Annotated in this window: 12 protein-coding genes; 6 read left to right on the plus strand and 6 right to left on the minus strand. The window is 56.8% G+C overall.

Annotation, left to right across the window (positions count from 1 at the left end):
* Position 1: 1 nt before the first annotated feature.
* Positions 2 to 1,387 carry a BBP7 family outer membrane beta-barrel protein gene (locus tag BGIM_RS0103500; RefSeq protein ID WP_020468411.1) on the plus strand — a complete coding sequence of 462 codons (1,386 nt, stop codon included), beginning with the start codon at positions 2 to 4 and terminating at the stop codon, positions 1,385 to 1,387.
* Positions 1,388 to 1,422: 35 nt separating this feature from the next.
* Here BGIM_RS0103500 and BGIM_RS0103505 read toward each other — a convergent pair whose 3' ends face one another.
* Entirely contained in the window at positions 1,423 to 2,271 is an 849-nt protein-coding gene (locus BGIM_RS0103505) for an MBL fold metallo-hydrolase (RefSeq protein WP_040887580.1), read from the minus strand.
* 75 nt (positions 2,272 to 2,346) lie between these two features.
* On the opposite strand from BGIM_RS0103505, the gene purE reads away from it, so the two are divergent.
* Together purE and BGIM_RS0103515 are read left to right on the plus strand one after the other, a co-directional pair.
* Positions 2,347 to 2,835, plus strand: a complete 489-nt coding sequence (gene purE, locus BGIM_RS0103510; RefSeq protein WP_020468413.1) for a 5-(carboxyamino)imidazole ribonucleotide mutase — start codon at positions 2,347 to 2,349, stop codon at positions 2,833 to 2,835.
* A gap of 21 nt (positions 2,836 to 2,856) precedes the next feature.
* Complete coding sequence (locus tag BGIM_RS0103515; protein WP_020468414.1) at positions 2,857 to 3,957, plus strand: 5-(carboxyamino)imidazole ribonucleotide synthase; 1,101 nt, start codon at positions 2,857 to 2,859, stop codon at positions 3,955 to 3,957.
* 67 nt (positions 3,958 to 4,024) lie between these two features.
* On the opposite strand, the gene BGIM_RS60150 is transcribed toward BGIM_RS0103515, so the two are convergent.
* Complete coding sequence (locus tag BGIM_RS60150) at positions 4,025 to 4,198, minus strand: DUF1328 domain-containing protein (protein WP_020468415.1); 174 nt, start codon at positions 4,196 to 4,198, stop codon at positions 4,025 to 4,027.
* Between the two features lie 182 nt (positions 4,199 to 4,380).
* Between BGIM_RS60150 and BGIM_RS0103525 the strand changes: the two genes are divergently transcribed.
* The 3 genes from BGIM_RS0103525 (at position 4,381) to BGIM_RS0103535 (ending at position 9,172) form a co-directional block, all read left to right on the plus strand.
* Positions 4,381 to 5,973, plus strand: coding sequence for a transglutaminase-like domain-containing protein (locus tag BGIM_RS0103525; protein WP_238537510.1), 1,593 nt, complete (start codon positions 4,381 to 4,383; stop codon positions 5,971 to 5,973).
* A 104-nt stretch (positions 5,974 to 6,077) separates the two neighbouring features.
* Positions 6,078 to 7,811, plus strand: coding sequence for a hypothetical protein (locus tag BGIM_RS56880; protein ID WP_157368589.1), 1,734 nt, complete (start codon positions 6,078 to 6,080; stop codon positions 7,809 to 7,811).
* A gap of 62 nt (positions 7,812 to 7,873) precedes the next feature.
* On the plus strand, positions 7,874 to 9,172 hold the full coding sequence (locus tag BGIM_RS0103535) for an outer membrane protein assembly factor BamB family protein (RefSeq protein WP_020468418.1): 1,299 nt from the start codon (positions 7,874 to 7,876) through the stop codon (positions 9,170 to 9,172).
* A gap of 56 nt (positions 9,173 to 9,228) precedes the next feature.
* Here the strand turns inward: BGIM_RS0103535 and BGIM_RS0103540 are convergent, their stop codons facing one another.
* The 4 genes from BGIM_RS0103540 to BGIM_RS0103555 form a co-directional block, all read right to left on the minus strand.
* Positions 9,229 to 9,555: an ATP-dependent Clp protease adaptor ClpS gene (locus BGIM_RS0103540; protein WP_020468419.1), complete on the minus strand. Its 327-nt coding sequence runs from the start codon at positions 9,553 to 9,555 to the stop codon at positions 9,229 to 9,231.
* A 31-nt stretch (positions 9,556 to 9,586) separates the two neighbouring features.
* Positions 9,587 to 11,353 carry a SpoIIE family protein phosphatase gene (locus tag BGIM_RS0103545; protein WP_020468420.1) on the minus strand — a complete coding sequence of 589 codons (1,767 nt, stop codon included), beginning with the start codon at positions 11,351 to 11,353 and terminating at the stop codon, positions 9,587 to 9,589.
* A gap of 173 nt (positions 11,354 to 11,526) precedes the next feature.
* Positions 11,527 to 13,215 (minus strand): putative ABC transporter permease subunit, encoded by a 1,689-nt coding sequence (locus tag BGIM_RS0103550; RefSeq protein ID WP_020468421.1) that lies wholly within the window; start codon positions 13,213 to 13,215, stop codon positions 11,527 to 11,529.
* Positions 13,212 to 13,967 (minus strand): ABC transporter ATP-binding protein, encoded by a 756-nt coding sequence (locus tag BGIM_RS0103555; protein ID WP_040888009.1) that lies wholly within the window; start codon positions 13,965 to 13,967, stop codon positions 13,212 to 13,214. Before BGIM_RS0103555 ends, BGIM_RS0103550 begins: the two co-directional genes overlap by 4 nt.
* Positions 13,968 to 14,128: the final 161 nt, after the last annotated feature.

Raw genomic sequence — 14,128 nt, forward strand, 5'->3', positions numbered from 1 at the left:
CATGAATCCAAGGATGTTGGCTCTGGTGTTGGCGGTCGGCGTCGGCTCGGCGTCGGCCGGTGATCCCGAACCGAAACCGAAAGACGCCAAGCCGGAAACGATCCCGGCCAAACAACCCGATGCCGTTCCTGCACCCAAGCCTATCCTGCCGGATGTTGACAAGTTGGGTGCCGTTTCCGACCCCATCAAGAAGGTGGAATCGTCAGCGGACAAAATTCTACCGGAAACACCGCTCCCGATTGTCACCCTCCGGAATGACGTCGGCGGGCCGACATGGTGGGTGGCCGCTGATTATTTGATGTGGTGGACCAAGGGGATGCCCGTCAATTCACCATACGTCACCACCGGCTCCCAATCAGACCCTTTTGCCGGGTCGCTCGACCGCCCCTCCACCCGGGTTCTGTACGGGGACAAGTCCATCGACTTCGGCGTCCGTTCTGGCCTTCGCCTTCAGACAGGGATGTGGTTCGACAATGAGGCCACATTTGGCGCCGAACTTGTCGGGTTTATGCTGGAACAAGGGGGCGAAACCGCGACTTTTAGCGGCGGCAGCAACGGGCAACCGTTCTTTGGCATTCCCTTCGTGAACGCCCGCACCGGGCAGCCGAACATCTATTTTGTTTCGCAGAATTTCAACGACCCGGCCGTTTCCGCCTCGTTGACCGGGGCTTTGGACATCAGCACCAAATCGCGGTTTTGGGCTTATGAAATCAACGGGTTGGTGAATCTGTATCGCTCGTCGGATTCATGGGTTGTCGGTCTCATGGGCTTCCGGTCGATGGGGTTGGATGAATCCATCCGGTTCACGGAATCACTACGGTCGTTGATCCCCGGCGGGAGCGTCACTTTCGGCGGGGCAACCGTCGATCCTTCCCAAAGCGTCGGCACCATTGATGATTTCAAGACCACCAACCGCTTTTATGGCCCCCAAGTCGGCACCCGAGTGGGAACCATCCTTGGTGGCTTTTTCATGAGTGCTTATGCGTCCGTGGCGCTGGGGGTGAATGAACAGGAACGCAATATCGATGGGAGTACCCTGCTGATGTCTGGCGGCCGGACTTTGGCCACATTGCCGGGCGGCGTGTTTGCCGTGTCGTCAAATATTGGCCGGACGAGTCAGAGTGATTTCTCCGTGGTTCCCGAAGCGGGTTTGAGTCTCGGGTATCAGTTCACGCCGTGGCTGAGTGCCCGATTCGGGTACAACTTCGTCTACTGGAACAACGTGCAACGGGCGACGCAACAAGTGGACGCGACCATCAATCCCGGCCTCGTCCCCTCGGATGTCTCCTACGGAACTCCCGGCGGGCCGAACCGCCCCGGTGCCATCGTGCGAACGAGCGACTTCTGGGCGCAGGGGATCAATTTCGGGATTGAGATCAAACGCTGAACACGAACGGGCCAATTCCGGTAAAAATCTTCCGGTTAATCCCAAATTCGCAACCGCTCGAACAGTCCCGCCGGGAGGCGGGCTTTCGCCCATTCGCGGAATTGCCCTGGTTCGTCGCGGGTGGTCAAATGGGCCGCGATGATCAATTCGTTTTGGAAGCGTTCGGCCTGTTCAACAAAATCGTCCAGATGGGTGTGGCCGAAGGCCCGAATCCGATCCCGCGAGTGTTCCTCGCGGGCAAAGCTCATTTCTGTCATTAAAATTTGGGATGCGAACACGGCCGGTTCGCTGTCCCAGCCGGCGGCACTGGTATCCCCCGTGTGGCAAAGCAAAGGGATGGTCACTTCGGACGTCAATTCCACTCCCGAGTTCTTGGCCATTTGAAATCCCACCGGGCCAAACTTGGCGAATTGCGGCTTCAGTTTTCGCCGGCGTTCCCACACCACATAGCCACGAGACGGAACGGTGTGTTCCGTGGCGAAGGCGGTCACGAATTGTTTGTCATTCAAGTTGAATGTGTCGCCGGGGGCCATGCCCGTCAGCGTGCATTCTTGCGGGCCTTTGTCCAGCCGTTGCCAGCAATCGAGCATTGCCCGGATGTCGTCCCGCACCTCGGCGGGGACCACAATCGTCGGTTTCGGAAGTTTCATCATCGCCCGCCGGGCGAGGAACACCGGCAGGGCGGCCAGATGATCGAGATGGGCGTGGGTGATGAAGATGGTTGAAGTGTGCAGAAAATCCCATGCGGCCACCCCGAGATCGAATCCGATCTTGAGTTCGGGGATTCGCCAATAACTTTGTACCCCGGCGCGTGACCAGCCTTCGATGGTCAACTGGCCGTGCCGCATCCGGTGGTATGGGGCGTTTGGCAATGTCTCGGGCATGGTTCACACCGGGGTGGGTGGTTTGGGCTGTTCGGTGCGAGTATATCAACGACAGGCATCAACGAGGGGTGGTTCATGCAACCGCTGGTCGGCATTATCATGGGGTCGAAGTCCGATTGGGCTACCCTGTCCCACACGGCCGAAATGTTGGAAAAGCTTGGTGTTCCCCACGAGGTGCGGGTTGTTTCGGCCCATCGGACGCCAGATTTGTTGTTTGAATATGCGGACACCGCCGAGCTACGCGGGATCGAAGTCATCATTGCCGGGGCTGGGGGGGCCGCCCATTTGCCGGGGATGGCCGCCGCCAAAACCGCCTTGCCGGTGCTGGGTGTTCCGGTGGAATCGGCTGTTCTGCGCGGGGTTGATTCACTTCTCTCCATCGTCCAAATGCCGGCGGGCATTCCGGTGGGAACGCTGGCCATCGGCAAGGCCGGTGCCATCAACGCCGCCCTGTTGGCGACGACGATCATCGGCGGGAAGCACCCGAAGTTTCGGGCCGCCGTCCACGAATATCGCATCGCCCAAACCAAGGCTGTGCTGGATGCCTCCGACCCTCGAAACTAATCTCACCCGGAAAATATCCCCATGAGGATTGGCATTCTCGGCGGCGGGCAACTGGGGCGAATGATGGGCTTGGCCGGTCATCCGCTCGGCATCTCCTGTCGCACGCTTGAACCGGGGGCCGTCTGCCCCAGTTCTCCGGTCGCCGAGCATCACCCCGGCGATTACGAGGATCTTCAGGCACTCTATCGCTTCAGCCAAGGGGTGGATGCGGTCACTTATGAATTTGAAAACGTGCCGGTTGAATCGGCCCGTTGGCTCGCCGAGCGGGTTCCGGTTTATCCGTCGCCCCAAGCATTAGAGATCGCGCAAGAGCGGGTGGGGGAGAAAACATTTTTCCAGGGTTTGGGAGTGAAAGTTCCCCCGTTTGCCGCCATCAATTCGCGGGATGAATTCGACCAAGCCATCCGGAAAATCGGGTTGCCCGCCGTCTTGAAGACGACTCGTTTCGGTTACGATGGCAAAGGCCAGACCGTGATCCGCGATCACACGGAAGTGGAACCGGCCTGGCAAATTTTGGGTGGTCGGCCGCTCATTTTGGAAGGTTTTGTTCCGTTTGACCGGGAACTTTCCATCTTGGGCGTGCGGAGTCGAACGGGTGAATGTGTCTTTTATCCGCTAGTGGAAAACGTTCACCGGGCCGGAATTTTGCGGCGAAGTTCCGCTCCGGCCGCGAATATTTCTGAATCGCTTCTGAACCAAGCCCGCGAAATTGCCCGGCGGGCGATGGAGGCCATGAACTACGTCGGCGTGCTGGCGGTGGAACTCTTCCAGACGGGCGATCAATTGCTTGTTAATGAAATGGCTCCGCGAGTTCACAATTCGGGGCACTGGACCATTGAGGGATCGGAAACCAGCCAGTTTGAAAACCACCTGCGGGCAGTGGCTGGATTACCATTGGGTTCCACGGATTCTCGCGGCCACTCGGTGATGCTCAACCTCATCGGCAACTGGCCGACCCCGTCGGCGATTCTCGCCGTTCCGGGCGCGCATTTGCATCTTTACGGCAAATCACCGCGACCGAATCGCAAGGTGGGGCACATTACTATTCGAGAGGATAACAAACAGGAATTGAACGAAAAAACAGGTCAAATTCAGAAGTTGATTGACCAAGCAGAGGATTGACGGATCGCCGCCGGGTGAGATGTGGGTCACCCGGCGGTTCACCGGAGCGGCGACGGCGATCTGGGGGCTATGCAACCGAGCGACCTTGCAGTGCATTGGAAAGCAAGGAAATCACCGCCAGCACCAAGAAGACAAAAAAGGCGATCTTGGCGAAGTCGAAGGACATGTCGGCAATAAGTCCAAACCCGAACATGGCGGCCAAAAAGGCGATCACCACGAAAGCCAGTGCGAGGCGAAGCATGGGAACCTCTCGTTTGTTTTATTTTCTGATGGATTGAAAACTCACTCTGATTGTTTTGGAATGCAATCCTCGTGCCGAAAAAGAATGCGGCCGATCAAAGCCAAACATCTTCGCATCTTCAATCGGTCTTGTCGAAAATCTTCCTGTCAGACATCATGGAGGGGAGCCTCCCTGCCCACCAAATGCGAAAGATCTTTCTCATGCGCCAGCACGTGCGGATACTTTTGACTCTGTTATTAATCAGTTCGCCCGCAATGGGTGACACGCCTGTTCTGAAAGTGACGCCAGAACCGAAAGTGACGCCGGAACTCAAGCCGCTCGACGAGGTTTGGGAGGCCGCCTATGTGGATGTCGGCGGGGTCAGCACCAAGATCGGGCATATTCATCTGACATCGAAAATCGTCGAGGCGGGCGACAAAAAATTCCTTCGCACGACCAAGGAACTCCGCTTCGTCGTCAACCGGGGGGCCAACCAAGCTGAGATGAAATCGGATGTCACTTGCGACGAAAACGCCGCCGGTTTGGTTTCCGGCATCAACGCCAAGATTTGGCTCGGCAAAGAAAACGTGCTTGAGCTAAAATGCAATGTGACACCGGAGAACATCATTTCCATTCAGGCCGCCGGGCAATTCAATTTCAACCGCCAGTTCAAATGGGATCCCGCTTGTATTGGACTCGCCGGGGAGCAAACCTTCCTCAAGAACAAGAAAGCCAAACCGGGCGACAATCTGACCTATCGTTACTTTGAGCCGCAAGTGACGAATTATGTGACGGTTCATGTTGTGGTGAAAGATCTGGATGAAGTGGTGTTGCCCGGCGGGCTCAAGCGGAAATTGTTGAAAGTGATCGCCACGCCCGATCCGTTGAAACTCGAAGGAGATCGGAAACTACAACTCCCCCCCGCCACGTTCTGGGCTGATCCAATCAGTCTGGAGACAGTCAAGACGCAGATGGACATCACCGAACTCGGGATTGTCACCCTCCTTCGGACATCGAAGCTCGCCGCTCTGGCTTCCAACGGGCAAATGCCGGATTTGATGAAACGACAGTCGATCTACCTCAAAACCAATGTGCCGGACATTCATGATCGAGAGTCGGTCACCTATCGCATCACATTTGCCGGGGATGCACTACCGAAGGAATTGGTCAGCACGGACAACCGCCAGAGCATCAAGAACATCGAAGGCAAGACGTTTGATCTCGTCGTCACCGCCCGTCATACGCCGCCGAGCGTGAAACCCGAGGACAAAGTTGACGAGCAATTCCTCAAGAGTAACTATTTCATCAATTGTGATGATGCGACAGTGCAAGAACTCGCCAAACGGGCGACGGGACTGACGACCGATCCGTGGCAGCAGGCGAAGAAAATTGAATCGTTTGTCCGGGGCTTCATGAAGCCGGTGGATTACTCCGAGGCGATGGCCCCGGCCGATCATGTGGCCAAGACTGCCCAAGGAGACTGCACGGAATACGCGATGCTGACCGCCGCCATGTGTCGGGTGAAGGGAATTCCTTCCCGCACGGCCATCGGGCTTGTGTATGTGGACGACCTCCTCGGCAAGCCGGGACTGGCCTTCCACATGTGGACGGAAGTGTTGATTAACGGCGAATGGATGGGAATCGATGCCACCCGGCCCCGACCTCGCGGGGCCATCGGGCCGGGGCATATCAAGATCACCGATCACAGTTGGTCGAAGGTGATTTCCTTCACTCCGCTGTTGCCGGTGAAAGGTTTCATCATGGCAAACCCGACCATTGAGGTCGTGGGGAAGTGACAGATCGAAGGTAGAACGGGCTTTTTGTTCTTCTCTCTCCCGTCATTCTGTGAAAGGATGACGGGAGTTTGTTTTTCATCCCCCGAGTCTTCGCGATGAAACTCATGTCCCGCCGAATCCCGTTTCTGACTCTCGTCGTGTTCATGAGTTTGTCCGACTCCGCCGGGTTAAGGGCAGAGACTTTGCCGGGTTTTCGCGGAAGCCCGTGGTTTGAAGAACAAGTGCGGGAGGAATGGCCGGCCGATGGAATCAGAGTGCTCGCCAATGCCGACGGTGGGGTCGATCCCAAAAAGAAAACGCGGTTGGTGATCTTCGCCACCCCGAACGGGAACAGCATCGAACAAACGCTCGGATGCGCCAAGGCGGAAGGAGCGGACTTTCGCTTTGACATCCAACACGTTGCCGCCCAAGTCAGAAAACTGCGAGAAATCACGCCGGGAGAGAACATCGTTCTGGCGGTGACTGAAGCCGAGGTTTTAAGCTGGCCGGCTTGGAAGCGAACTCGCAAGGATGCTCCGGCGACGATCCGCAAACTGGTTGACACCATTCGCGACTGGGTGCCGGGCAAAGACGTTCGCGTGTCCCTGGCGTGCCACAGTGGCGGGGGAAGTTTCCTGTTCGGATACTTCGACGGCGGCGAATCGATTCCTGACTATGTGGACCGGATCGTTTTTCTCGACGCCAATTACTCGTATTCCGACGCCGACAAGCATGGCGACAAACTGCTCGGCTGGCTGCGGGGAGATCAGACCCGTCGGCTCGCTGTTGTCGCCTATGATGACCGCAAAATCATGCTGAACGGGAAGCCGATCATCGGACCTGATGGCGGGACATTTCGGGCGACTGATCGCATGGTGGCCCGGTTTTCCAAGGACGTCAAAATGACCGAAACGACGGTCGGTGATTTCACCAACCGAACCGGGATCGATGGTCAAATCACGTTTAATGTTCATGCCAATCCCAAGAATCAAATTCTGCACACGGCCTTGGTCGGTGAAATGAATGGCTTGCTGCACGGGTTGACAATCCCCAACGACAAAGCCGAATGGGGCACGCTTGGCGGGCCGAGAGCGTATGCCAAACTGGTGCAACCAGCGCCCGGCATCCCCACCCGGCCGAAAGACGCCGTGGGCGGCGCGGAGTTCTTCCGTTCGCTGGAAAAGCTGAAACCAGCCGAACGCGAAACGGCGATCCTGCGGGAAGTGAGCCGGGGGAATATCCCGGATTTTCTTCGAGGGTTTCGCAAGGTCACCATCAAATCGAAGGATCAATCCGGCCGTGAACATACGGCGGTGATTGAGGTGATGCCGGACTATCTGGCCGTGGGGAGCGACGAGGATTTTGTTCGTGTGCCGATGACCCCGATGACGGCCGCCCGGATTGCCGATGCGTTCGGATGTTCGCTGCCGACGCGAAAAATCGTCGATGAGTTATGGAAGGCGTCCTCGGTGAAACTGGAACCGAAGCCGCTGACCAAAGACCGTGGGCTTTCATCGACTTTTTTGGAACATCACCAGTTGATCGAAAAGCAACGCGAAGGGAACAAATTGGGGGAGATCGTGGCGGGGACAAAGAAGGATGTGGTGATTACCAATCGCCTTGGCGAGAAGGCGAATCGGGTGGCAATTTATGGCTGGCACAAGACCGATGGCTCGCCGATCCAACCCCTCACCATTGTTCATGTGAACTGGTATGTCGATTACAGCCACGGCGTCCGTTTGGTGAAGCGAGCGGTCACGGTGGACGGCAAACCCCGCGATATCCGGCCCGCGTTGTACTCGGCCGATCTTTGGCCCCTGCTGAGCGACGAAGGGCCGATCACGCATCCCGCCTACTGATCGGTCAATCGACGCAGGCGTCTTACAATCAAAAGAGTGTTGTTTTCCTTGGGGAACGCTTCATGAGACTGTTGTTCATCATCTTGTTGATGGCTTGGCTGGTCCTGCCGCAAGCTGGTTTGATCCTTGCGGAAGAACCGAATACAGGCTCGGCTGTTGAGCCGATCACTGTGGCCAGGACCGATTGGGCGTGGTGGCGGGGGCCGAATCGCAACGGGGTGGCCGATCCCAACCAACATCTGCCGCTGAAATGGAGTGAAAAGGAAAATGTTCTCTGGAAGACACCCGTTCCCGGTCGCGGGCATGGGGCGCCGACGGTTGTCGGCGATCAGGTGTTTCTGGCGACGGCCGAGCCTGACAAGGAAGTCCAATCCGTCCTTTGCGTGGATCGCATGACCGGGAAACAACTCTGGATTACGGAGGTTCACAAAGGAGGTTTTGAGAAAAAAGGCAACACCAAGGCCTCGCTTGCTTCCTCCACGATCGCTTGCGATGGCAAACGGTTGTTCGTCAATTTTCTGCATGACGCGGCAATCTACACAACCGCACTTGATCGCAATGGCAAGCAACTGTGGCAAAAGAAGATCACCGATTACACGCTGCATCAGGGGTTTGGTTCCTCGCCGGCTGTTTACCAATCATTGGTGATCGTCTCGGCCGACAACAAGGGAACAGGCGTCATCGTCGCCCTTGACCGGGCGACCGGGAAGGAAGTTTGGAAGGTAGATCGTCCGAAACTGCCGAACTATGCCTCGCCGATCATTCTCAAGGCGGCCGACAAGGAACAACTGCTGCTGATTGGTTGCGATCTGGTCACCAGTCTGGACCCGCTGACCGGCAAGAAAATCTGGGAGATCAAAGGTTCCACCACCGAATGCGTGACCTCCACGGTCACCGATGGAAAACACATCTACACCTCGGGCGGCTACCCCAAAAATCACATCTCAGCCGTCGTCGCGGATGGTTCGGGCAAGGTCGCATGGGAAAACGGCGCTCGGGTGTATGTTCCCTCAATGCTGCACAAGGATGGTTATCTGTACGCGGTGTTGGACGCGGGAATCGCCATGTGTTGGAAGAGCGACACAGGCAAGGAAATCTGGAAGGGGCGGCTCGAAGGAACCTTTTCCGCTTCCCCGGTGATGGTGGGCGATTTGATCTTCGCCACCAACGAAGCCGGGCGGACATTCATCTTTCGGGCCGCTCCCACGGAGTTGAAGATCCTTGAGGAAAACCAACTGGGCAACGAGGTGTTTGCCTCCCCGGCAATCTGCGGGGATTGCATCTACATGCGGGTGGCCAATCAGGACAAGGGACAACGGCAGGAAATGCTTTATTGCATCAAGAATGCCGAAAAGAAATGAGATTTAGTGATCGGCCGCAAGTCTTGATGACGCTTGTCAAGCCGGTCAATGCACAATCACTCGGCCGGTTCAATCGTTGCGGTCATCGACCCCGCACAACGGGGGATCGTCGGGTCGGGTCCGAAGGCGTGGATTTGATCTCGCTTCAACTCGGCTCGTTCCATGGAGGTCGTGCAGACGATCACCCGGCCGGTGTCATTCACTTCCTTCGCCATCTGGAACCCCTTTTCCTCCGGATGGGCGAAGAGTTCCTTCAACATGAAGATGACGTAGGCAAACGAGTGGTCGTCATCGTCGTGCAAGATCACGTTGTACGGAGGTTGTTTCTTGACCTTCGTTTGTTCCTTTGTCTTGCGTTCGGGGGTGGTGGTCGTTCCGCTCATTCCGGGTCTCCTCCGTGGGGTGGGCTGACGGTCATCGTTCCAACGTGATCTCACCGTGCCCGGTGGGAATGTGGGAATCATCCGTCTCTTGGGGAAGCCGACCGTAACAGACCAATGCAATGTCGTCGAACTGCGGATGTGTCCCCACATGCCGCTTGACCGCCTCCACGACCACCGTGCCAAGATCGCGGGCAGACATGCTTTGCCCGACGCGAATGGCATGCTCCACCGTGCGGACGACGCCTTCTTCCAAGAACCGCTGGCCGGTGTTTGGTTGGGCGTCCTCAATGCCATCCGTGTAGACAATCAGGCTGTCTCCCGGTTCGAGTCTGACCTTATGGGCGCTGTACTCATGCCCCGGAACCCAGCCGATGGGGAAGTCTCCGGAGTCTTTTTCAAACACTTTTACGAATTTATTCGTTGCGCTCCGGTAGATGAACGGAGACAGGTGACCGGCGTTGACCAATTCCACCTCGTGCGTCTTCGGGTCGATGATCGCCGCCGACAGGGTAACGTAACGGTCATGCAAATTCGCCTGCATCAATTGCTCGTTCAGGTGCGTGATCGCCCTGGCAACCCCCGCTTGAGTAAGCATGGAGACACGGGCCTCCCCGCTCAACCGAGCCATGAGGAGGGCGGCCGGAACACCTTTTCCAGAGACGTCACCCAATAGCACGGCTTGCTTGCCGTTGGGCAACGTGATGAAGTCGTAATAGTCCCCGCCGACCGTCCGGGCCGCGAGATAAAAGGAGAAAAACTCGTAGCCGGGCAGAAGCGGAAAAGCCTGTGGCAAGAATCCTTTTTGCACGGTGGTCGCCGCTTTGTTCTCCTCCTCCAGTTTTTGTTGTTTGAGAACAGTTGCGTGCAACCGGGCGTTTTCCAAGGCGATGGAGGCTTGGGCCGCCACGCAGATGAGCAGTTTCAGGTCATCCTTCGTGAATTTCTTGGTGCGGTCTTGGCTGTCCAGTTGGATCACGCCAAGACCCCGGCCGTCTTGCGAAGAAAGGGCCACGCACATGACGGAGCGGATTTTGAAATCCGCAATGGACTGGGCAAGCCCCATGCTTGCGTCGGAGGAGGCATCTTCGCTCAGGTAGGATTCCAGTGTGGACAGGCACTTGCGAACGATCGTCCGGCTAAATTGTTCGCTGGCGCTCGGGCGACGACTTTTAACCACCTTCGGAATCAGCTTGTCGTTTTCCCCAAGTTCGATGATGAAACACCGGTCGGCTTGTTTGAACACTTTGAAGAGTTCGTCAGCGATTTGCGGCATTAGCGCTTCGATGTCAAGCGTCTTGCTGAGGGCGGTGCTGATGTCCAACACAGCCCGGAGTTTTTCGCTCGGCTGCGAATCAAGGAACTGCTGAACGGGTATCCGTTGGAAGGTGGCTTCGACCGTCGTGTGAGAGTTCGGGTCTTCTTCTGGTTCTTCCTCCGGTTGGGATGTCTTCGGACCGAGCAGGTCGTCGAGCCCCCCCGACCCCTTGTAGTTCTCGTCTCGGAACGAGAAGAGAAAGTCACAGATTTTGATGTTGTCCCCGTGCTTTAGAGGAGTGTTCCAGCGTCCCTCAACCTTTTTGTTGTTCAAGAAGGTGCTGTTGCGACTGCCCAGATCCTCAATGTAAAATTGTCCGTTGGTGTGGATGATTCTCGCATGTTCCCGGCTCACGGCGTTGGCGGGCAGCACCACCTTGCATTTTTCCGGGCTGCGGCCAATGAGTGTGGGGTCTTTGTCAAGCGGGTGTTTGTCCCCGGCGGCTGATCCATCGGGCGTTTTGGTCAGGATGAGGCTTGGCATGGACAGCATCGCGAGTGAGAATCAGGGTGGTCGTTCGCTCAACTGAAGTTTACCGTCTGATTCGACTCAGCACAACAGTTTGCCGGTAATTCCGCGACCTTGCGACCTTGTAAGCCCCGCTTCGGCGACATTGCCTGAATTCCGAGGTGTTCGACTCCCAAAACGAATATTGTTCAAAATTCAATTTGTTTGAAATTTCGGTATCCCGCCCGCATCGGCAGCCAGGTGGCCAAGACACAGGCCACCGTGGCGAGGAATACCCCTCCCGCCAGCAACCACCAAGGGGTAGTCTGTTGGCCGACGAGGCTTTCCGTCGCCCGGCTCAAATGATACGGCCCGCACATCGTCACGATGACAATCACCAGATAACCCAATCCGATCAGCATGTTCACGGTGCCGCCGAAGCCGAGGACGATCTTCGAGGGGTCGGTTTCCCGGAAATTCGGCAGGCACGCGCTGATTCCCACGCTGAGGCCGCTGAGGCCGAGTCCCAGATATAAGATCGTCAGCAAGTGCAACCCCACCACGAACGGGGACAAGCCCATCACCAGATCACTGATTACGCCAAGCGAACCGGCCAGCAGTAACGACCCCGTCAGTGCGTAGGCGAATTTCCCCCAAAGGATTTGCTCCCGTCGCAGAGGCAATAATCCGAGGATCCAAAATTTACGACCCTCCAGACTAATCAACGGGTAAACGAACCGGCCGAGAAACGCACACATCAACAGCCCGGTGGCCGAGATTTTTAAAAGGCTGAGGGCGTGGGAATAGGCTTCTGGAATTCCGGCCTCGAAGAACCCCCGCATGTTCAACGCGGCCAGCACCACCAAGCCGCCGAAAATCACCACTTGGCCAATCTGGGCGGGTTCTCGGCGGAATGTGCGGAAATCCTTCACGATCAGGATGCGGGTCTCCCGTTTCAGGTAAAAGACGCTCCACTCCATCACTGTGTCGAGCCGTGACCGGCCGTAAGTTCGCCGGATGTCGCCCCCGGTGGCCATCCGGTTGAAGCCTCGCCGATACATCCTTTTGGCTAAAAACGTGGCCAGAAGGTAGAGCGCCAGCCCATTTGACCAGACAACAGCCAACGCTTGGACACTATCCCGCAGATTTCCCCGGCCGGCTGACAACACACCATGTGAAAGCCAGTCGCTCGGAGAGGCAATGCCCTTGGTGATGCTGAACATGTCGAACAGGCCTTGGAGTTCCTCGCGATTGTTTGCCCCGACTCGGGCGGCCATCACCGTCTTGTAGCCCCAATACCCGAGGGCTGCCGCCAAGCCAAGAATCAGGACAATCAACGCTTGTTTCCGTCGATGCGGGAAGAAGTTCACCAAGATCAGACAGAGAATGGCTCCGACAGAACCGGGGATGAACACGAACCCGAGCAAGTGAACAAAAAGCAGAGGGTAAAAGTACCAAGGGGCTGCAAAAACGATCCCGTAGGCCAGCAGCACCGGCACGCCCAACACGAGAAACGCCCAACTACTGAACAGGCTGGCCCCCTGAAACTTGCTGGCGAAAATATGGTCTTCCCGCGCCGGAGTGGCCAGCAGAAACCGGGTCTCGGCCCCGTTGAACAGACTGGCGTATAACATCAAACCGGTGGAGAAGACCAGCATGGTTCCGAGCGTGAAAAACATCGCGTTGAAGATCAGATCGACGATGGCGCCGGGCGGGATGTTTTGCGTGTTGAGCAGTTGGAACCCGCCGTGGGCCGCCGCGTATACCGCGATCCAGACGACCACACTGCTGGCGATCATCGTGAACAATCGGACCCGCGAATTGCCGAAGAGTTGTGTTCTGGCATTGCGTAACAACCGGATTCGGAGCTTCCAGAACGTGGCGGCATGATTGCTCACGGCACGACCCCTTCCGGCTTCGGATCAAGGGCCGCTTCCTCGGTCAACTTCAGGAACACATCCTCCAATGATCCGTCAATGCTGGCCATTTTGCGGAGGGTATCCAGCGTTCCCATGCCGATCAACCGACCATGTTCCACGATGCCGATCCGGTCGGCCAGTTCTTGGGCGATGTCGAGTGAGTGGGTTGAAAGGAAGATCGTGGCGCCATTCTTGGCGAGATTGCGAAGAACATCCTTCAACAAACGGATGCTCTTGGGGTCCAACCCCACGGTTGGCTCGTCCACGATCAAGAGCCGCGGCTGGTGGAGCAGGGCGGCGGCGAAGACCGTCCGTTGTCGCATGCCGTGGGAATACCGTTCGGTGAGGTCGTTCACGAAGTCTTGAAGACTGAATAGCTCAATCACCTCGGTCATTCGTCGCTGGCCGTCTTCGCGGGACATGCCGTACAGATCGGCGATGAATTCGAGAAACTCCCGGCCGGTCAGTTTCTCATAAAGAAAGGGTTGATCCGGCACATAACTCATGAGCTGCCGGGCATGTTCTCCGTGTGTTTGCAGGTTAAACCCGCCGATGCTCACGGTCCCGCTGGTGGGAAAAAGCAGCCCGCACATCATCTTGATGCTGGTGGTCTTGCCCGCCCCGTTGGGACCGAGAAAGGCGAAGACCTCCCCGTCCGGGATGGAGAGGTTCAAGTCCCGCACGGCGGTTTTGGTGCCGTACCGCTTGGTGACGTTCTGGAATTCAATCACCGGATAATCCTGGGGGAGGAATCGATGAACCTGCGATGTGCCGATGATATCCATAACATTGGATATCGTCGAAGAGATGAGGATAAGAGTTACATAGATGCTGGTGGCGGGAGGTTAGGTATCAGCGTTGAAAAAATCTACCGACAAACGGGTTGGATGAT

The sequence above is a fragment of the Zavarzinella formosa DSM 19928 genome (assembly GCF_000255705.1).
Lineage (GTDB): Bacteria > Planctomycetota > Planctomycetia > Gemmatales > Gemmataceae > Zavarzinella > Zavarzinella formosa.

Bases quoted from the DNA above. Each gene is read 5' to 3' on its own strand.
- BGIM_RS0103500 (WP_020468411.1), top strand. From the start codon at position 2: ATGAATCCAAGGATGTTGGCTCTGGTGTTGGCGGTCGGCGTCGGCTCG.
- BGIM_RS0103515 (WP_020468414.1), top strand. From the start codon at position 2,857: ATGAGGATTGGCATTCTCGGCGGCGGGCAACTGGGGCGAATGATGGGC.
- BGIM_RS60150 (WP_020468415.1), bottom strand. From the start codon at position 4,198: ATGCTTCGCCTCGCACTGGCTTTCGTGGTGATCGCCTTTTTGGCCGCC.
- BGIM_RS0103525 (WP_238537510.1), top strand. From the start codon at position 4,381: ATGCGAAAGATCTTTCTCATGCGCCAGCACGTGCGGATACTTTTGACT.
- purE (WP_020468413.1), top strand. From the start codon at position 2,347: ATGCAACCGCTGGTCGGCATTATCATGGGGTCGAAGTCCGATTGGGCT.
- BGIM_RS56880 (WP_157368589.1), top strand. From the start codon at position 6,078: ATGTCCCGCCGAATCCCGTTTCTGACTCTCGTCGTGTTCATGAGTTTG.
- BGIM_RS0103545 (WP_020468420.1), bottom strand. From the start codon at position 11,353: ATGCCAAGCCTCATCCTGACCAAAACGCCCGATGGATCAGCCGCCGGG.
- BGIM_RS0103505 (WP_040887580.1), bottom strand. From the start codon at position 2,271: ATGCCCGAGACATTGCCAAACGCCCCATACCACCGGATGCGGCACGGC.
- BGIM_RS0103535 (WP_020468418.1), top strand. From the start codon at position 7,874: ATGAGACTGTTGTTCATCATCTTGTTGATGGCTTGGCTGGTCCTGCCG.
- BGIM_RS0103540 (WP_020468419.1), bottom strand. From the start codon at position 9,555: ATGAGCGGAACGACCACCACCCCCGAACGCAAGACAAAGGAACAAACG.